Below are 20,232 nucleotides of genomic sequence, written 5' to 3'. Positions count from 1 at the left end.
GGATAGCTGGACAGACCTTTTCGATGAAGATCCTTATCACGTCATCCCTTTATCCGACGCCGTTGGCTCCGAAGGTGGTCGGTGGCGCGGAAACTTTCGTCCGTCGCCTCGCCGAGACGTTGGTCGGCCAGAACGACAGCGTGGAAGTGATACGTGCTGCCTCCACACCGAACCAGCAGATGGAGACCTGCAACGGCATCGACGTGCACTCGGCGGCCGTGCACAACATCTACTTTCCCTTCGCCAAGCAGCACAGCGCGCCCGTGCGCGGCATCTGGCACGCGATCGAGGACTGGCAGCAGATGTCGGAGCTCGTCGCCGCCAGGATCAAGGCATTCAAACCGGACATCCTGCATTCCAACAATCTCTCCGGCCTGACGACGGCGGTGTGGCGAACCGCGGCGGAACTGGGCATTCCGGTCCTGCACACGCTTCACGACTACTATCTCACCTGCCCCCGCTGCTCGCGCTTCTCGGACGGACACGCCTGCAAGGCAAGCTGCATGAGCTGCCAGATCCTGACCTTTCGCCGCCGCGGGGCGACGCGACATCTGGACGCCGTCGTCGGCGTCAGCCAGCGCATTCTCGACATCCATACCGGGCTCGGTCTCTTCACGCAGACACCGCTGAAGATCGTCATTCGAAACGCCTCGACGGCCGACGTCGGCAGCGAAGAGACGGCGATGCTCGACGGCACCGTCACATTCGGATTCATCGGGCGACTGACCGAAGAAAAAGGCATCTACAATCTGGTTCGCGCCATCGCGACGATCCCGCCTGAGCGGATCCGGCTCGTCATCGCGGGTCATGCCTCCGAGAGCCAGCGCAAGCAGATCAAGGGGCTCGCCCCCAATGCGCGGATCGAGTTTCTCGGCTTCGTGCAGCCGAAGGAGTTTTACGAACAGGTGAACGTCGTGGTCGTCCCCTCGGTCTGGGAAGATCCAAGCCCGCTCGTCGTCGCCGATGCCCAGGCCGCCTGCAAGCCCCTGCTCGGCACGCCGTTCGGCGGCATCCAGGAGGCGATCAAGCCGGGCCTGACCGGCTGGCTGACGTCTCCCGATCCGGACTCGATCGCCAAGAGCATTTCGGCGATCGTCGAGGCTCCCCAGCAGATCGTGGAGATGAGCGGACGATTGAAATCCGGCATCAACAAATGGGCCTTTGACGACGTGGTCACCGGCTATCGCAACGTCTACGACCAGCTCATGCGCGGCCGCGGCATGCCTCGCGCGTAATGGGGGCGGACGCAGATGCCACCGACGGCCTTCAATCATCCCGCCATGTTTTCCTTCACGCGTAGCCAGAAATGATCAGCCTGCTCGCATTCGGCAGCTACATCTACCAGAGTGCATCCGCGATCATTCTGATCTTCGCCGTCAGCCATATCCTCTCGCCAGCCCAATACACCTCGTTTTCGCTGGCACTGGCGGCGAGCCAGTTGTTCTGCGTCTTCGTGTTCGAATGGCTGCAACTGGCCGGCGTTCGCTTCCTCGCCGCCGCTTCCGGAGAAGAGGCGGCGCGTCTGCGATTCTCGCTGTTCAGCGCGGGACTGCTCAGCGCGCTGGTTCTGCTGCTCGTCGGCAGCGTGGCGGGGCTGGTGGGCACGCTCGAGACAAGCGTCGTCGCCCTCGCGCTGGCGATGGCCGTGCTACAGGGCGCCACCGACCTGTACTTCATGATCGTGCGCGTGTCCGATCGGCTGGCGACCGCATCCGTCCTCCTGATCCTGCGCGCCAGCGTGCTCCTGGCCGGCGCCGTCACGGCGGCGCTGCTCTACGGCACCGCGGCGGCGACGCTGTGCGGCATCGCCGCGGGCTACGGCGCGGCGCTTCTGGTGAGCCTGATCGTGCATCGCACCTCGCTGCATCGGGCGTCGCGACACGCCCTGCTGACGGATTGGCGCAATTTCTGCCGATACGGCATCATGGCCGCGGCCGCCTCCGTCATCCATCTCTCCGTCCCCGTCACCTTGCGCCTGATCGTGATCGCCACGCTCGGACGGACATCGACGGGTGCCGCCGGTTTTTCGATGGCGATCGACCTCCTGCAGCGGCCGTTCTCCGTTCTGGTGACCGCCATTCACACCGTCAGCTACCCCAATGTCGTCGTGCAGTTCGAGCGCGACGTCGACGGCGAGGCGCGCAGAGCAACCGCCCGCATGCTCGATTTCATCCTCTGCGCGACGATCGTGATGCTGGGGGGGCTGATCGGCCTTCTGCCCGATGCGGCGCATCTGTTCGTCCCGGCCGATCTGCTGGTCGATTTTCTCAACGCAGCGCCGGTCGCGGCGGTCTTCTACTTCCTCCACATTCACCTTCAGGCCACGCTCGCAGTGGTGCCGCATCTGACCAAATCGGCCACCAGGCTGGTGGTCGTCGCGGCGTGCCAGCTGGTGCTGGTATCGGCGGCCGCTTCGATCGGCGCCTTGCTGCACATATCGGTCGCCGGACAAATCGCGAGTGCGGCATTGGCCACCGCACTCATCATCCTCTTCGCCAGCGGCCCGTTGATCCGGTTCCGCGCTGCGCCACGGGCGCTGCTGATCGTGGAGGCAACCGTCGCGGCCGCCGCGATCGCCATGCTCGCGGCAGCTCCGTCAGCCTCTCTGCTCTGGCTCGCGGGAAAGATCGCCTTCGCCGGGCTCGCCGTCGTCCTGGTGACGTGGCGAGGCGATCTGCTGGCCTCGGCACGCAGTTCGAACTAGGCCTGCATCGGATGGGCCAGCGGATTCCCGCTGGCATCGCCCGCCAAACCGTAGATCCTGAGGGTCTGGTCAACCATCGGCCCGACACCGAAATATTGCTGGGCGCGCGCAAGAGCATTGCGCGACAGCGCGGCGCGCAACGCGGGATCGGCCAACTTCTCGAGCGCCCCCACGAGCGCGTCGACGTCTTCGAACGGCACGATGAAGCCGGTCTGGCCGTCGATGATCTGATCCGAAGCGCCCCCTGCCGGGGTCCGCACCGGGACCAGCCCCGTCGCCATGGCCTCGGCGACGCCGAGCGGGAATCCTTCGAACCGGCTCGGCAGCGCGAACACATCGGCGGCCCAGAGGATTTCGCGGACGTCGCCCATGAACCCGAGGAACTTGAACGTGTCCTTGTCCTTCTCGTCGGCGAAGGCAAACGACTTGATTTCCTTCTCGCGCTCGGCGCCGCCGCTGCCGACGAAGTAGCATTTGATGTCGATGGGCGAAGGACTGGCGCTGTCGCGGATCCTGCGCGCCGCCTTGATGAGCAAATCATGGCCCTTCACCCAGGCGAGACGGGCCGCCAGCAGGCACATGAACTCACCCTCGGCAACCCCGAATTTCGCGCGCGCATCGCGGCGCTCGGCATCCGACGGCGGCCGAAAATGCACCGTATCGACGCCGCCATACACCTTGGCGATCCGGTTCTTGCCGAACAAGACGTAGCGCCTGAGATGCCGGAGCGATTCCTCCGACATCAGGATGAGGGTGTGCGGAAAGAAAAGATTGAAGAACAGGATCTGGACCGGGCTGAAAGTCGATTGCGGCGCATTCTGCACCTTCTCGATGTTCCCGAGCACCGAGGGGTGATAGGTCGCGACGCAGCGCGCGCCGGTGAGCAGGGAGAGCAGCCTGCCCCACATCAGCATGCCGAGCCCATGGACGTTGATCACGGTGATGTCGTTCTCCCGGATCAGCTTCCAGAGCTGCATGAAGATCGATAGCGAGGGCAGCTTGCGAAGTCCGGGAACGACGTGCCACTGCTTGACCGCCGCCGCCAGCTTCTGGCGCTTGTATTCGGACTTCTCGTCCGACCGCACGATGCCGGAGACCAGGTGGATCTGCACGCCGCGGGCGTGCAGCCCCGTGGCCAAGGTCTCGCAATAGGATGCAATCCCGTCATTGCAATTCACGACCTCAACCAGAAACATGACATTCGGGGCGCCCGACATGGGATCCTGCATAGGAATGGCCTTCTACTCCGTTCGATCAACGAGACTTTAACCAGTGCTTAGCGGCAAAATTCGTGCCGTGCCAGCGGTTTGCCCGCCATAGCTTTGCGCGCCTAACATATTGACGTTGCGGATCTGCGACACTCCGCCCGGCATGGCCGCATCGCTCGATGTTGCCTTCACGCGCCCCCGCCGCCTCGGTCGGGGTGAGCCTGCCACGCGGATCGCGAAAGCAACGCCAAGTTGCACATCCTCGATATTCGCCCCGCCTCCGCGACGCGCCCGACCGATCGTGTCGTTCGTTCGACCTCCCGCTTCAATGCCGGTGAAGATCACCCCCTGCCCGTTCGGAAGGCAGACGAAAATTTCATCGACATCGACGCGACCGCCACAACACCAGGAGAGAAGAAAAAAAATTGCGTGCGAAAGTGCCGTGGCACTGCTTGCCAGCTTCTCGGGAAAATTTGGAAGGCTCCAGTCGACTTCGGCGCAAGACCAAGTGTCACATTCGACGCTTGATCCGTGTTTCTACGACTCCTAACAGCGCTTGACGCAAGACATTGGAAACAAATCTGCCCGCACGAGAAGCAAATGCGTTGCGATTAGGCATCGGCACAACATCGCTCGAACATCGTCGTTGCATCGCCATCGCGACGTCATGCTGCAAGCACATTAGCGTGGTCTTCACAGATGAAGCTCAGTCTAAGCAGATTCGTGCGCTGTGAGCGTCGCGCAGGAAAGTCTCGGCGAGAGAATCTCCGGGGTGCTTCCATTTTTACCGATCTCACCAACTCGAAAAACAGAGATTGGCCGATACGACGGACACAGGCGGCAACGAACTCTCGCGTTCCAGAAAAGGCTCTGAAATACCGATGACCACCGCATCACCAGATCAAACGATCCTGTCGGCGAGCACCTTCATCAGTTCCATCGGCGTCAATGTTCATGTTGGTTATTCGTGGGGCGCCTACGACAACCTCGCCCTCGTAGAGGACGACCTCAAATATCTCGGGGTGACCAAACTGCGCGGTGGACTCGCCACGAGCCCCGAGGCGCAACCGATCGTCGAAGGACTCGCGAAGGACGGATACAAATTCGATCTCGTGGTTCCGTCGGGTGTTCCAGAAGGCGGAACCGCAGCGCTCCAAGCCTATCTCGAGTCCGTCAAGGAGTTTGCGGCCAGCCATCCCGGCAGCGTCATCGCGCTGGAAGGCCTCAACGAGGCGAACATCCAGGGCTTCAGCTACAACGGCAGCTCCAGCGTTTCCGCCGCGGCACAGTTCCAGGCGGCCTACTATAACGCAATCAAGGCCGACGCCGCGCTCAAGGACATCCCCGTCTACAATCTGTCACTGGGCTACAACGACACGACCGACTACGCCAAACTTGGAGATATGTCGGGAGCGACCGACTACGCCAACTCCCACGCCTATGTCAGCACCAGCCTGACCCCCGCGGCAGCCCTCCAGGCTCTGCTCGGCAACGCGACGTCGATCACACCCGGCGATCCCGTCGTCATCACGGAAACCGGCTATACGACCAAGAGCGATACACCTTATGTTGGCGCCAGCGAAAACGTGCAGGCCAAGTCGATCCTGAACACGCTGGTCGACGCCTACAAGGACGGCGTCAGCACCACCTATCTCTATCAGCTGCTCGACGCTTCGGCGAGCAACGACCCCACCGATCCGGAATCGCACTGGGGCCTGTTCAACGGCGACGGAACCCCGAAGCTGGCGGCGACCGCGATCCACAATCTGACGACAATCCTGGCTGACGACGGCACCGGCGGCCACACGCCGACGGCTTCGCTGAACTACACGCTCGACGGTCTGCCGGCGTCCGGGAACAGCATGGTTCTCGGCAAGAGCAACGGCGCCTACGAGTTGGTGGTCTGGGCGGAACCCAAGATCTGGAACGACGCCACCGACACCGAGATCTCGAACCCAACCAGTTCGGTCACGGTGAACCTCGGCAGCGTCCACCATCTGATCAACGTTTACGACCCGCTGAAGGGCAGTTCGCCGATCGCCACCTACACCGACGTCAGCCAGATCGTGGTTCCGATCACGGATCATCCCCTGATCATCGAGATCGACGCTCCGACAGGAGGCGGCACGACACCGCCCGCCGTGACCGACGTCAGCGGAACCGCCGAGGACATCGTGTCGCAGATGTCCGAGCTGAACGCCTCGACCTCGCTTCAGACCATCACGCTCACCGACACGCACGTGCTTCCGGTCGCCTCGATCGCGACCATGGAGTACATGATCTCGCACTATACCAACGCGCTGGCGGCGATCCAGGGCGGCTACCAGTTCTCCGTCACCAACTCGACCGATACCTGGAGCGTGACCAGGGTCTACGACTCCTCGGCAAGGCTTGTATCGACCAGCACGTCCAACTTCACGAACGGCGTCATCACCAGCAAGGTCACGCTCAATACCGACGGCTCGTCGGAGAACATCGCCTATACCGACGGCAAGATGGTGCGTGACGTCACGGTCTCGCCGATCGGCGACAAGGACACCAAGACCTACGATGCAAGCGGCAATCTGATCGCGGACCTCGTCCAGAACAAGGACGGATCGTCCTCGAACACGCTCTACACGGCCGGCGTCAAGACCAAGGTCTATGTCACCAATGCCGACCGCACTCACGACAACTACTATTACAACATCACCGGCCAGTCCTACACGACCGAGCACGACCAGCTCGACGCGGGCGGAAGACTGCTGTCCGTCGTCCGCACGCATGCCGACGGCTCCATGGCCTACAGCCAAGTCTACAACAGCGACGGCAGCAAGGTCACGACCCAGTACGACTCCACGGGCCACAAGACCTCGGTGATCACCGTCACGGCGTCGGCGACCACGACCGATTTCTACACCACGGCCGGCGTCCTCAAGCAGACGGTCGTGCAGACGACCTCCGGCAACGTCACCACGACGAACTACAACGGCTCGTTGCTGGTGTCGGTCTACGTCGTCAACGCCGACGGGTCAAAAGAGTCGAAATTGTACGACGCCCAAGGCATCATCGCGAGCGACCTGATCCAGAATGCTGATGGCTCGTCCTCGAACACACTGTACACGGCCGGTGTCAAGACCAAGACCTACGTCACCAACGCCGACGGCAGCCTCGACAACTATTATTACAACATCACCGGCCAGTCCTACACCAGCGAGCACGATCATCTCGACGCAAGCGGCAAGCTGCTGTCGGTCAGCCGGACCCATGCCGACGGCACCATGGCCTACAGCCAGGTGTTCAACAGCGACGGCAGCAAGGTTACGACCCAGTACGACTCCACGGGTCACAAGACCTCGGTCGTCACCACGACGTCGACGGCCACCACGACCGATTTCTACACCACCGCCGGCGTCCTCAAGCAGACGGTCGTGCAGACGACCTCCGGCAACGTGACAACGACCAACTATAACGGCTCGCTGCTGGTGTCGATCTACGTGGTGAACGCCGACGGCTCGAAGGAATCGAAGCTCTACGACTCCAACGGCATCATCTCGGGGGACCTGGTTCAGAACACGGACGGCTCGTCCTCGAACACGGTCTACACGGCCGGTGTCAAGACCAAGGCCTACGTCACCAACGCCGACGGCAGCCGCGACAACTACTATTACAACATCACCGGCCAGTCCTACACGACCGAGCACGACCACATCGACCCGAGCGGAAAGCTGCTGCTGGTCAGCCGCACCCACGCCGACGGCACGATGGCCTATAGCCAGGTGCTGAACAGCGACGGCAGCAAGGTCACGACCCAGTACGACTCCACGGGTCACAAGATCTCCGTCGTCACCGTCACGTCGTCGGCCACGACGACCGACATCTATGACGCGGCGTCCGGAGCACTGAAACAGGAGATCGTCACGACGAGTTCCGGCAACACCACCACGACCAACTACAATGGCTCGCTGCTCGCGTCGGTCTACGTCGTCAACGCCGACGGGTCAAAGGACACCAAGCTGTACGATTCCAGCGGAAAGATCGCCAGCGACCTGGTCCAGAACAAGGATGGCTCGTCCTCGAACACGGTCTATTCGGCCGGCGTCAAGACCAAGCTCTATGTCACCAATGTTGACGGCAGCCATGACAACTCCTTCTACAACATCACGGGCCAGAGCTACACGACCGAGATCCAGCACCTCACTGCGGCCGGCACGCTCACGACCCTGACCCGACTCCATGCCGATGACACGCTTGCCTACAAGCAGGTGATCAACAGCGACGGCAGCAAGGTCACCGACCTCTATGACAGCACCGGCCACAAGACCAGCGAGATCCTCAACTCAACCGATGGCTCGACCACGACGGACAATTATGATTCGTCGGGAGCCCTGAGCCAGGAGATCCACAAGACAGCCGGCGGCGACGTCACGACCACGAACTACGCGAACGGGTTGAACGCTTCGATCTACGTCGTCAACGCCGACGGCTCCAAGGAGACGAAGCTGTTCGACAGCAGCGGCAGCCTGACCAGCGACTACGTGCTGAACAAGGACGGCTCGAACTCGACGACGGTGTACACGTCGGGCGTCAAGACCGCGGTTTATGCCAACAACACCGACGGCTCGCACGACAACACGATCTACAACATCACCGGCAAGAGCTATGTCACGGAGCAGCAGCACATCGACGCTGCGGGCAAGATGACGTCGCTCATCCGTTCGCACGCAGACGGCACGCTCGACTACACGCAAGTCATCAAGTCGGACGGCAGCAAGGTCACCGATGTCTACGACTCTACCGGGGTCAAGACGACCGAGACCCTCAACAACGCCGACGGAACGACGGATGTCTTCAAGTTCAAGGTCTCCGGCCTGCCGGGCGCCGTCGAACACGACAGCTACAATACCAGCGGCTCGCTGCTCTCGATCGACGTCCTCAACACCGACGGCACCCACACCGTCACGGCCGTGACTGCGGGACTGACGCTGGCCGGCGGCACCGGCAACGACGTCTTCTCCTCCGCACCGGGCACGACTACCGTCATGTTCGACGGCGGCAACGACCAGATCAAGAGCTTCCACGCCGGAACCGCGTCCAACCACGACACGATCGAAATCCTGAAATCACTGGTGGCCGACTACAGCCACCTCCAGATTTCGCAATCGGGCTCCGACACGCTGATCCAGCTCACCTCGGCCGATTCCATCCTGCTGAAGAATGTGAATTCGGCGACGCTCGATCACGGCAACTTCCTGTTCGTCTGACGACGCATCGGGCCGGCAGGTACGCCTGCCGGCCCGATGACGGAACACGGATGAACGGATGAAACGATGTCAGTGCGGCCGCGTGGCCGCACCGATGAAGATGATGTCCTCGGCGAGCAGCGGAAGCTGCCGCAGCAGCATCGACTTCAGCATTCCGGCGCGCATGAAGGTCGCCATCTTCACCTCGACCGGCGCATACCCGGCATCGATTGCGACCTTGGCGATCGTATAGGGCGTGAAGAAGAACCGGTGATCGCTGTTGATCGTCTCGACGTTCTTCAGGATACCCTTGATGTTGCCGCCCCTGAAGGCGTTCGGAACGGTGATCACGATCTGGTCGACGACGTCGCCGTAGTTCTCCCTGAAGCGCGACAGGAACGAGACCGGGTTGGGAATGTGCTCGACGACTTCGCCGAACACGGCGATGTCGAACTTCCGGCCGGATATTGCTTCGATCTTTTGACCCGACGTCACGTCTCCCGCGACCATGTTGTCGAGGCCGGAAACTCGTGACGCTTCCCGCACCGCGTCCGCATCGATATCGACGCCGACGGTGTATTCGGAACATTCCGTAATCAGGCCGTGCAGCCAATCCCGGTTGTCGATCTTGCGCTTGATGAGCGGCAGATGGTCACAGCACCCGACATGCAAGACCCGCTTGCCCCGACAGATATCCACCAGGACGTCGCATCTGTATCTGACGTCGCCGTCGCCCCGATACTGCACGACGATGGTGTCTTTGAATTTCGAGCCGTCGAGATAGGGATAGACTTGCGAAAAATCGGTAATGATCGACGACATCGGCTGGCCCTCGGTTACATGATTAGACGTTTCCCGACACAACTATACATAGCCAGCAATCAGAATTGTGACCGCTTTGCCGCCAAGGCCGATTAGAAGGACGTCACGATGATGGCCGGAATCTATGCAATTTGCCGCCTGTCGCATCATGGCCGGACGCGACATCGCTCGAACCAATGGAACCTGCTCAGGCCCATGCGTAGGACGGTTCGCCGGTCCGCGAACAAACGAGCAGCGCGGAACGAATGACGGTTCCGAACAACACTGAACCGCCCGAAAAGCACGTGTTGAACAAGAGCCTCTTTCGAGCGCAATGCCCCGATAACCAGCAGGGCCCTGGGCCCCGCCTTGCTGCTTTAAGCGCGCATCCGATCGGGTGCTTCCGAGCGCACGACCCGCGCAGGTGCTCCCGCAGCGACGGAACGCGGCGGAACGTCACGCGTCACAACCGCGTTGGCGGCGACGTTTGCTCCTGCGCCAATCGAAATGGGGCCGACGATTACGGCACCGGTATAGATGACGGCATCGTCCCCGATGGTCGGACAACCCGGCTCATCCCAGGCGCGCCGGCCAAGCGTGACGTTGTGATACAGCATCACGGAACGGCCGATCCGCGCCCCCTCGCCGATCACGACTCCGGTCGGATGCGGCAGGATCAGTCCCGGACCGATTTCTGCGAGAACCGAGATGTAGCAGCCTCGCCGCATCAGCGCCCTCACGAGCAGCCAGGTGATCTGATGACCCCAGCGCGTCCGGAAGCGCAGCATCTTGGCGATCCGCCACGTCGTGATCACGGCAAAGCCCGGGCTCGTCAGCAAGGCGACAATAGCGGCTCCAACGCCGGACCTGCCGGTGTTTGCCATCAGGTCCTCCCGCCACGGAATTCCCGGCTGGGACTTGTCGCCCATTCCCTCTCCTGAAGACATCAACCGATCTCTACTAACCTGCCGAGGGAAGATTTGCCTGCATCGGCGGAACCGACCCGCCGAGCAGCGACTGCATGCTGTTCCAGATACGACGCCTGAATATCACGTAGCTGCAAAGCACGACGACCGCATAAACGGCCGTCGCGATCAGCCAATGCGACAGACTTGCGACCTCGCCCTTCGTCGCCACGAGCGCGCACAACGTCCCCAGGGACGTCCCCACGGTGGCGGGCATCAGAGAACCGAACAACGACGCATAGGGAACCCCGCAGTTGCGGGCTCCGATCATCAGCATGAAAGCGCAAACCAGGATCGACACGACAAGGTACACCACGGCGACGGCCGTGAGTCCGAACGGCAGTGCGACGACAAAAGCAAGAATCATGCTGGCGCTATTGGCGCTGCTCACCCAGAACTGGAGCCGCGCCTGGTTGTGGGCCAGCAGGATCGGGCCGGCATAGGCCGCAATCGACTGCGCGGCACCCGCGGGCGCGAGAATGGCGATCAGCGGCAGCACCTCCTGCCAATGCGGCGAAAGGAATGTCGCAACGGGATATTTCAGCCCGAAGGTCAGATAGATCATCGCCGGGAACGTGATCATCGCCGTCATGCCGAGCACCGCGCAAATTGCCGCCTTGCGCCGGTCCTGTTCCCGCTCGCCGCTCATCCGGCTCAAGGTGGCCATGAGAACCCCTCCGCCCGGCCAGGAGAGAATCATCAGCGGAAGCGTCATGAACTGGAAGGCGAGACCGAACAGGCCGACCGCCGCCGCGCCCAACTTGGCGCCGATCAGGAGATTGCCGACGTTTCTGGCAGTGAAGTTGAGGACGTTCGAGGCCAGCACCCAGCCGCCGAACGACAGCATCAGGGCGACGCCGCGCCATTTGAAGTTCAGATGAATGTGGCGTCTGGTGTTCACATAGAACGCGACGGCGCGCACCGCCTGCATCAGGACATAGTACGCGATCAACGCCCAGATCCCCCACCCGAGCAGGGCGCCGACCACGCCCACCGTCGCGGACGCCATCGCGGCCCCGGCTTCGATCAGGGCGATCGTTTGATATTGCAGCGAGCGCTCCAGAACCGCACGCGGTCCCATCGCGGAAATGGACAAGACGACCGAACCGGAGAGCGCGGCCAGCACGGCCGGCAGTCCCTGCATGTCGACGGCGGCTCCGAGCGGCTTCGATGCGGCGGCCAGCACCAATGCACAGCCGATCCCGATCGCGACCATCAGCGTCGTCGCCGCACCGGCCTCCTCCTTCGTGAGCGACGTCCTCTGGATCATCGCGCTCGACAGCCCGAGGTCGGTCAGCATGGAGATGAAGGCGATGAACGGCAGCGAAAACGCCACGAGCCCGAATTCCGTCGGCGTCACGAAATAGGTGATCAGCAGCGTGATGAGGAACTGAACCGCCGACTTCACGACGTTCACGCTCGACATCGAGAGCAGATTCTTGATGATCATGACGTTACCCGCATGTGATCCGGCTGAAACGATGGCGAGCGCATGCGCTCAGGCGACATAACGGGCTTCACGACGCACTCCGAAAAACAGTCCTCGCAGCGCCGGGTCCAGCAAACGGCGCAGTCGCACTTCGATCAGCTCGTAACTGACCGTACCCGCTATCAGCGCGGCAATTAAGCCAAGACCTGCAAATCCGGCCCAGAGGAGCCAGAGATTGACTCCGTGCGCGGCCAGCTTCACTCCGATCACCTGCAACGGGAATAGCGCAAAAGGATGGACCAAATAGAGGCTATAGCTGATCTTTCCAAGGAACTGGAGGAATTTGCCGCTCAGAGCAACGGCAACACCGGAGTCTGGAGCAAGGACCATTCCAAACAGCAGCGCCCCCGGGAGCAAGCCGACCAGCGGATGCACATATTCGATCGACACGTACATCGCGGCCCCGCAAAGGATGCCGGCCAGCAACCCGGGCCAGCCGACGACGCGGATCCGCAGGCTGACGAGACTGAACAGCAATCCGACAAGGAAGAACGCGGCGATCGGCCGAAAGGCGATGCCCGCGAGACCGAGCAGGATAAAAGGCGCCGCCAGAAGCCAGTTCTTCCGCCGCACCACCGTCACGAAGACCAGCGCGAACAGGATGTAGAACGCCCATTCGTAGCTCAGGGTCCAAGCGTTCTGCTGGCCGATAGGCAATCCCAGTGCGTCCGGCAGGAACGCCAGATTGACAAGGAACAGCTTGAGATATGTCGGCAGATCGATCCCCTTGAAGAACTTGTAGCCAACCAGGGGCCCTGCCGTGAACAGGATCAGGTGCAGGATCACGAACACGGGAAGGATACGCAGGGCGCGATCGAGAAAGAACTTCCCGACGCTGCGGTGGCGCATGAGGCTCGCCGGAATCAGGAAGCCGCTGATCATGAAGAACAGCTCGACGCCGTGCCCGCCCATGTTGACCGTCGCTTCAAGCCACGGCCAGATGGGGGGCAGGAAGCCCGCCAGAAGCGGCATGTCCTGGAGATGCACGATCAGCACGCTGAGCGCCGCGACACCGCGCAGCCCCTGTATCGCCTCTACGAAATTCCTGCTGTCTCCGCTCACCACCACGATCCGATCTCAAGATGAAAGAAGGCGACGGACCGGAGCCCGCGCTGCGCGCCGCAGCTCATAGCTTGAAGCACCATGGCGATCATGCCGGCCGCGAAACCAGATCCTCGACGTCAGGCGCGAGCGGTGCCGCACTCGGGGCGGTCCTGTCACCCTTCTCCCGCGCAAAGACCTCGCTGAAGGCCACGCCCAGCATGATCAGACCGCTTGCCGGGCCATAGGCCAAGACAGTGATGGTGAAGAGGTTCATGGCGACCGCGAAAGACAGCTTGTAGATGTCCCTGGTCCTTGCGACCGCGAGGATGACCAGGATCATGAACACCACGAAGATCGGCCCGAACATCAGGTAGGTGCCGAGGTAGAAATTATCCACCGGGACGTAATAGCTGAGCTTGTTCGAGAACAGCAGCTGCGGATAGTTGAAGCAACCGAGGCCGCAGCCGACGAAGAAGCCGACCGGCATGAGATCGGCCATGTAGACGAACGGCAGCTGCCAGCTGTTGTTGACGCGGTCCTGCAGGCTGAACAGGCCGCGCGACATGCTGACGAGGCCGTTGCCGGAGAACAAGGCGATCAGCACCGCCGGCACCAGGATCGACAGGAACGAAAGAAGCGCCATCCGCCGCAGCATGGGAAACTTCTCGCGCTCGGGAACGAGACGAACGATGATCAGGCAAAGAACGTAGATCACCATCACGCCGAGCGACGTCTTGTTTGTGGTCAATTTGATGGCGTAGAGACCGATGGGCGTCCAGAACAGGCACCACGGCAGGCTTCGGCGCACCGAGATGATCACAAAGGAAATGAACACGAAGAACGCGGCCATCGTGCTGTCGGCAGCCAGTCCCGCCAGGCGTGTCTCGGAAGCCGACCACCACAGCCGCGTCGCCTGCCGCGTCGTGCCGAAAGTCTCGTAGGCATAGCCCACCCACGGCATCTGGAAGCGAGACGACAATATGATCCCGACGATCGTCAGGTAGAAGATCGGGTGAAGCCAGCGCTGTAGTCGATCGTAATCGCCGAAATTACGCCCGCAGAAGCAGAAGCCGACGAACACCGGCGCGATCATCTTGAACGACGACATCATGCCGCTGAAATAACCCAGGAACACGTATCCGAGGTAGAGCGCAAAGCAGATGTAGAACAGCGTGAGGATGGCGACGAGGTTCCGTCCCATCAGGATGTAGCGCTGCACGAAGGCGAAAATGCAGACCAGGGCAAAAATGTCGGGCAGGAACCACAACGGACTGATCTTGAGGACCGCCAGATAATAGCGCAGCGCGCCCGCGAGCGCGTCGCGGTAGAAATAAAGCAGGAGTGCGATCGCCTCGAGATTGAAGAATGCACTGCCTTCCTGCTGATGATGCAGAGGCATCCGCACCGGATCGACGATGCGCCAGTCCGAACTCGGGAGAGCCGAAGAGCTGCTGGACATCGCGCCTCACTCCGCCGCGGCAACAGAGGGAACGGCACGGCGGCTGAACAGCCGAAGCACGAACCGCGAACCGGGCATCTCGACCCGGAGATAGGTGAAGTTGGAAAGCGCAAGCACGGCCACGACGAAGACGGCCAGCAGCAGCGACGCCGCCAGTCCGGGAAGAAGATTGTCCACCATCTGCAGACGCGCCGGCCCCACGCCCCGCGCGAAGTACTGGATGAGAACGAGGACGAGGGCGTGCACCATGTAGATCGAATAGGAGCGCTTGCCCAACCACACCAGGGGTCGAACAGACAACAGCTTCGGCAGGAGCCGCTCGGGAAACGCCATCAGCGAGCCCAGCAGAGCGGCGAAAACGACCGGCGCGACGAAGCTGAGCCGTTCATCGAAGCCGACGACACAGACCAGCACGACGGCAACGGCGGCCAGTCCAATCTGGCAAACCGACTGAACGAGAGGGCTCACCGCGCGGCCTCTCCCGGTGACGAAGCGAAGCGTGAGCACGCCGATGAAGAAACCCAGAAAGCATCGGGTGAAGCCGTTGGTCTGGAAATCAAGCGTTTCATTCTTGAGCACGAAGATGATGAGCGCCGCGCCCAGGACGGCCAGCACGGCACTGAGGACATAGACGAGCCTGATGTAGCCGAGGCGCTGCGCCAGGACGACGACGCCGGCGAATACAATGTAGGTGTAGAATTCGGCGCTGATGCTCCAGCTCGGGCCGTTCCAGCTCAGATAGTCGAGCACGCCCATGGCATGGAGCAAAAACACGTTCGCGACGAACGAGTACACGTTGTTAACCTGGAGATCCGCCGATTCGTTGGTGGAGAAGTGCAGCAGGCCCATTTCGGTCAGCGATAGCCGCATCAGGCGGAACGCCAGAAACGCGAACAGCATGACGATGTGCAGCGGATAGATGCGTGCGATCCGACGCAGGGTAAACGTTCGGAAGTCGAACTCGCTGAATTCCGACTGAACGTAGCTCATCGAGATCACGATGCCGCTCAGCACGAAGAACAAATCGACGAAGAGCCAGGAATTGTGAAAGAACGCGACGTCGATCCAGGCGCGGTGAGGCAGCGCAGCGGCGAGCGGATCCGATCCGACGAAGTGATGGACGACCACGCAGAGGGCGGCGAGGCCGCGGACGCTGTCCAGTGGAACGTAGTGCGCCTTTGTTTGATGAGCTAGCACTTGAAAGACGCTCTACGATTCGACCAAAGCGAAATGCTGCGGTGCAATATAATGCCTCCACCGGGTGGTTTATTCAACTGAAAAGAGCCGAACCGCCGATCTCCGGCGCCGGACACTGCACACAAGATGCGGCAGCAAGAAGCCGGACACATCTGTGCTCCGGCTTCGGCAACGTGCTCATAAACTTCAATTCAGCTTTCGTGAGGCAACGGGCATTGCGTTTGGAACAGATCAGGGCTGCGCGCGCGAACCTCCGCCGCATTCCGTGCAATCGTGCGAATGACGGTCAACACGCCAGCTCGCATTAACTTGATCTCATGCGGGGTTCTGATAGCTCCGTCGGCGCTGAGCAGAACGACAGAGGGGCCTTTGGGCGCGATATCGCGATTTTTCGCCGCAGCCGTGTTTGTGCTGGCGCCACTTCCGCTCGGATCCCTCGACCTCGCGTGGATTTGCTTCTGGAATTTTCTGCTCGTTTGCAGCCTGCTGACCGCCGATCTCTCAGCGGTGAGCCGTCGCAACGCCATGCTGCTGATTCCGGCGGCAGTGGCCGTCGCGACAGTGGGCGTCATCGTCACGTTGCAAATGTGGAGCGGCCCTCCTGCACAATCCGCAACCATCTGGGAACTGCCGCGACGGTCGTTCGGTCTTGCCCTGCCTGACCTCCTTTCGATGACCGCACGCGGACCGTGGTTGGCGTTCGGGTCGGTCCTGCTGCTGTCACTCGCCTTCACGCGCGCGGTGATTCTTGCAAGCGATGCGAGAGCTGCCCGTTCGCTGCTACGAATACTGGCATGGGCCGGGTGCCTGTATGCACTCTACGGAATCCTGGCGGAGCTGATCGCGCCTGACGTGGTCCTATTCCGGCAGAAGGAAGCCTATCTCGGCTTCGTCACGGGAACGTTTGTCAACCGAAACACGGCGGCGACGTTCTGGGGCACCTGCGCCCTGCTGTTTCTGGTGCCGCTCCTGCGCACTATGCACCGCCAGGAGAGCGGGCCGCCGGAGCAACCGGATTGGCGAGCGCAGCTGGAGCAGATGCTCTCCACGCCGGTGGCGCTTGGCGCGGGCTTCGCGATCTGCACGATTGCGCTTGCCATGACCGGATCGCGCGCGGGCCTTCTGCTGTCGGTCGGCACATTCGTGCTGGCCATCATCCTCTATCTCGTGCCGCTCGAACTCGGCAGATCGCGGAAATGGCTGGTCCTTGGCGGCTCGGCGGCTGCAGGGCTCGTGCTCCTGCAACTCGTCGGCGGCCTCGTCGCAGGGCGAATCGTCGAACATGGGCTGATCGATCCCCAGAGGATTGCAGCCTACCAGGCCTCATTAGGGATCATCGCCGATCATCGGCTGCTCGGAATCGGGCTCGGCAATTTCGAGGCTGTTTTTCCCGCCTACAGACCCACAGTGCTCGGCAGTCTCGGCATCTGGGATCGCGCCCACAGCACGCCGGTGGAAATTGCCGTCGAATTGGGCATTCCCGCCTTTGCCGTGATCGCGCTCGTCAGCCTCTGGTACTTTTACCATTTGCTTACCGGAAGCTGGCGCAGGAAGCGCGATCGCTACATACCCGTCATCGGCGCGAGCGTCGCCGTATTGGGCGTATCACATAGCTGCATCGATTTTTCACTGCAAATCCCAGGATATGGCGTGTTTTTCGCGGCTATCGTCGGATGTGGCCTCGCGCAATCGCTGCCGTCACAATTGCGAAAAGAACGTGGCAAATCTGCGCAAATCGAGTTAAAGTAAAAAGAATGGAAATGGGCAGGGCAATGAGTTGGAATTCTGGTAAGCGCTTCGCTGTGGTTGTCGGAGCACTAACATTATTTGGTGGGTCGCCGGCTGCATTTGCTGCGACCGGCGTGAGTGCAGGCTGTATCGCCAACACCGGAATCGTTTCCGCGGAGCGAGCCACCGACTTTCTGGCCAATCCCGGAGGCCTGCTCGATCAGTTCAAGGACGGCCAGGGCGGTCTCGCATCGGCTGTCCGCGACCTTTTGACCGCACGTCCCGAGACCGTCGAGGGCATTGCCTCATTAGCGAAGGCCAGCAGCGCGGATCAGAGCCGCGCCATCGGCGCCGGACTCGGCACTGCGGCTTCCACTTGCGTGCTGACGCAGCCTCAGGTTGCCCAGCTGATCCAGCAGGCGGTTCTCAAGACAGACAATCCCGATCTGATCCAGTCGTTCACCAGCATCACCGGCGATATCGCCACCGAAGTGACGGCGGGCGCCGATCCGACGGGCGAAACCACTGCCGGAGGCGGACCGGGCTCGACCGCCGCGGAGGCGCGCGGTGGCGCGGCAACCTCGACCGTGCCCGTGGTGCTGAATCAGAGCGGCGGCAGCGCCCAGTCGCAGACGCAAACGCTGTTTGCAGCGACGTCGACCGCGGTTCTGACCTCCGTAAGCCCGTCGCGTTGACGACTGGAACCGCCGCGTTGACAGCGGATTAACCACCCCTGCCCGGCCGGTCTCGAGACCGGCCGATTTCGCTACAATTGTAAATTTCCGCGGAACCAAAGCTCAAATCGTTTGTGAGATACCCGTAGCGTCAAAAAGAAAACGCGAAATGGGGATGTCATGAGCTGGATTATCAAATCGCTGGTTGCGATCGGGGTCGCGACGGCCGGTGCGGCAGCCAAGGCCGACACGCTGAACGACGGTTCACAAAACCAGGCAAAGCGCGCATTCATCAGCGAGTACGACAATGCGCTCGCGCCGCTGCAATTCGTCAAGTTCTGCATGAACTACGACACCGAATGCGCCGCCGACACCGCCGAACGGACCCTGCCTTCGGGCGAGCGGGCAATGAGCATGCTGCGCGAGGTCAACAGTTCGGTCAACGCGTCCATCACTCCGATGCAGAAATCCACCAATCCGATGGTGGCGCGCTGGACGCTTGCGCCGTCCGCCGGCGATTGCAACGACTACGCGGTCACCAAGCGCCATCAGCTGATCGAGATGGGCTGGCCCAGATCGGCGCTGCGACTTGCAGTTGTCCTGACGGGCGGCAGGGGCCACCTTGTGCTGGTCGCGCGTCTCGCCGACGGAGACTTCGTTCTCGACAATCTTTCCGCTTCGGTGCGCCCCTGGAACGCGGCGGACTATGAATGGATCTCGATGCAGTCCGGCGGCAACCCGCAATTCTGGGTCGCGATCGGCGAGCATGGCGAGCGCCTGCGCGCCACGCGTCTCGCGATGCTGCGAACCGTCCAATAGATCGCGCGTTCCACTCTACCCGCCCCCAATCGACAGGCGCGAGGAGATGGTCCCTGGACCATTCCCTCGCCTTTGTCTTGACCATGGCGTTTGCCTAAGAATCGTGCTTAAGGCATGCGACCTTGATGCAATCATTTGCTGAATCTGCGTCTGATCGCAGCAGCAGCTTCGTTGATGTTGAATCGCGGTGCGGAGGATGGCAATTCGGTCCGCGCTGGGTTATATTTTGCGCCGCACAAGAATTTGACATAGTTTTGGGCCATCAAGGACCTACGGTCTAAATCGATACGCCATCCATAGTTCGCAACGAGATATGAGCGCGATCCTCCTCAAACTCGATAGCTTGTTGCGTGGTCCTCTCCGGGCTTCGCCGATTGCCGTCGCCGTTGCGCTGTTCGCAGCGTTTGCAACGCCGGCGCATGCGCAATGCGTCGATCGCGGCGAACGCGCCCCATCGGCCGCGATCAGTGCCTTCGTCTCGGATCCCTCGGTTCTGTTGCGGCAGTCGAAGAACGACAGGGACAAGCTCTCGGGACGGCTAACCGGGCTGCTGGTGACCGACATCGCGGCGCTCGAGCCGGTCCGGGACATGTTGCGCGAGGCGAGCCAGGCCGATCGCATCGCAATCGGCGCCGGGCTTCACCGTGCCGAGGAGCGCTGCGTCGCGACCAAACCCGACGTCGCGCGCAGGATCAGCGAATTCGTCGCCAAGCTGCACGACGGCTCCGTGCTTAAGGGATATTTCGCGGATCAGGATACGGCGGTTGCGCCCGCTTCGGGGAGCCCTGCCCCATCTACAGCCAATAACCAGCCGGCAGGCTCGAGCCAGGGCGCCGGCCTGATGTCGGGTGAATGGAAGACCGAACTCGCCGACCCGTTCAAGCCCGTTCCCCTCCCTGAGTGACAACCTCAAGATTCCCAG

14 protein-coding genes are annotated in these 20,232 nt (G+C 61.6%); 7 read left to right on the top strand and 7 right to left on the bottom strand.

Annotated elements, in window-relative coordinates:
• Nucleotides 1-23 precede the first annotated feature (23 nt).
• Both AAFG50_RS10540 and AAFG50_RS10535 read left to right on the top strand, forming a co-directional pair.
• Nucleotides 24-1,235, top strand: coding sequence for a glycosyltransferase family 4 protein (locus AAFG50_RS10540; RefSeq protein ID WP_028174319.1), 1,212 nt, complete (start codon nt 24-26; stop codon nt 1,233-1,235).
• Nucleotides 1,236-1,306: 71 nt separating this feature from the next.
• Nucleotides 1,307-2,704: a hypothetical protein gene (locus AAFG50_RS10535; RefSeq protein WP_028174318.1), complete on the top strand. Its 1,398-nt coding sequence runs from the start codon at nt 1,307-1,309 to the stop codon at nt 2,702-2,704.
• On the opposite strand, the gene AAFG50_RS10530 is transcribed toward AAFG50_RS10535, so the two are convergent.
• A complete protein-coding gene (locus AAFG50_RS10530; protein ID WP_231166654.1) occupies nt 2,701-3,921 on the bottom strand; it encodes a glycosyltransferase family 4 protein in 1,221 nt (406 codons plus the stop codon). The genes AAFG50_RS10535 and AAFG50_RS10530 overlap by 4 nt on opposite strands.
• Before the next feature lie 872 nt (nt 3,922-4,793).
• Here AAFG50_RS10530 and AAFG50_RS10525 point away from each other — a divergent pair.
• Nucleotides 4,794-9,155, top strand: a complete 4,362-nt coding sequence (locus AAFG50_RS10525) for an RHS repeat protein (RefSeq protein WP_342714170.1) — start codon at nt 4,794-4,796, stop codon at nt 9,153-9,155.
• A 69-nt stretch (nt 9,156-9,224) separates the two neighbouring features.
• On the opposite strand, the gene AAFG50_RS10520 is transcribed toward AAFG50_RS10525, so the two are convergent.
• The 6 genes from AAFG50_RS10520 to AAFG50_RS10495 all read right to left on the bottom strand — a co-directional run bounded on the left by AAFG50_RS10520 (nt 9,225) and on the right by AAFG50_RS10495 (nt 16,089).
• A complete protein-coding gene (locus AAFG50_RS10520) occupies nt 9,225-9,956 on the bottom strand; it encodes a methyltransferase domain-containing protein (RefSeq protein WP_028174315.1) in 732 nt (243 codons plus the stop codon).
• 356 nt (nt 9,957-10,312) lie between these two features.
• Nucleotides 10,313-10,819, bottom strand: a complete 507-nt coding sequence (locus tag AAFG50_RS10515; RefSeq protein WP_342714169.1) for a serine acetyltransferase — start codon at nt 10,817-10,819, stop codon at nt 10,313-10,315.
• A 76-nt stretch (nt 10,820-10,895) separates the two neighbouring features.
• Entirely contained in the window at nt 10,896-12,350 is a 1,455-nt protein-coding gene (locus tag AAFG50_RS10510) for a lipopolysaccharide biosynthesis protein (RefSeq protein WP_011085157.1), read from the bottom strand.
• 48 nt (nt 12,351-12,398) lie between these two features.
• Complete coding sequence (locus tag AAFG50_RS10505) at nt 12,399-13,451, bottom strand: acyltransferase (protein WP_038966616.1); 1,053 nt, start codon at nt 13,449-13,451, stop codon at nt 12,399-12,401.
• A gap of 88 nt (nt 13,452-13,539) precedes the next feature.
• Entirely contained in the window at nt 13,540-14,892 is a 1,353-nt protein-coding gene (locus tag AAFG50_RS10500; protein WP_028174313.1) for a hypothetical protein, read from the bottom strand.
• A gap of 6 nt (nt 14,893-14,898) precedes the next feature.
• Nucleotides 14,899-16,089 carry an acyltransferase gene (locus AAFG50_RS10495; RefSeq protein WP_011085154.1) on the bottom strand — a complete coding sequence of 397 codons (1,191 nt, stop codon included), beginning with the start codon at nt 16,087-16,089 and terminating at the stop codon, nt 14,899-14,901.
• A 279-nt stretch (nt 16,090-16,368) separates the two neighbouring features.
• Here AAFG50_RS10495 and AAFG50_RS10490 point away from each other — a divergent pair, with 279 nt between their 5' ends.
• The 4 genes from AAFG50_RS10490 to AAFG50_RS10475 all read left to right on the top strand — a co-directional run bounded on the left by AAFG50_RS10490 (nt 16,369) and on the right by AAFG50_RS10475 (nt 20,214).
• Nucleotides 16,369-17,838, top strand: coding sequence for an O-antigen ligase family protein (locus AAFG50_RS10490; RefSeq protein WP_231166653.1), 1,470 nt, complete (start codon nt 16,369-16,371; stop codon nt 17,836-17,838).
• Between the two features lie 23 nt (nt 17,839-17,861).
• Complete coding sequence (locus tag AAFG50_RS10485) at nt 17,862-18,512, top strand: hypothetical protein (RefSeq protein ID WP_028174311.1); 651 nt, start codon at nt 17,862-17,864, stop codon at nt 18,510-18,512.
• Nucleotides 18,513-18,671: 159 nt separating this feature from the next.
• Entirely contained in the window at nt 18,672-19,310 is a 639-nt protein-coding gene (locus tag AAFG50_RS10480) for a transglutaminase-like cysteine peptidase (protein WP_028174310.1), read from the top strand.
• A 346-nt stretch (nt 19,311-19,656) separates the two neighbouring features.
• Nucleotides 19,657-20,214 carry a hypothetical protein gene (locus tag AAFG50_RS10475; protein WP_231166652.1) on the top strand — a complete coding sequence of 186 codons (558 nt, stop codon included), beginning with the start codon at nt 19,657-19,659 and terminating at the stop codon, nt 20,212-20,214.
• The last annotated feature ends 18 nt before the right edge of the window (nt 20,215-20,232 follow it).

Source organism: Bradyrhizobium sp. B039, assembly GCF_038965675.1.
GTDB classification, from domain to species: domain Bacteria; phylum Pseudomonadota; class Alphaproteobacteria; order Rhizobiales; family Xanthobacteraceae; genus Bradyrhizobium; species Bradyrhizobium diazoefficiens.
Note: the sequence above shows the minus strand (reverse complement) of the source record. Positions and strands in the feature narration are given on the sequence as shown.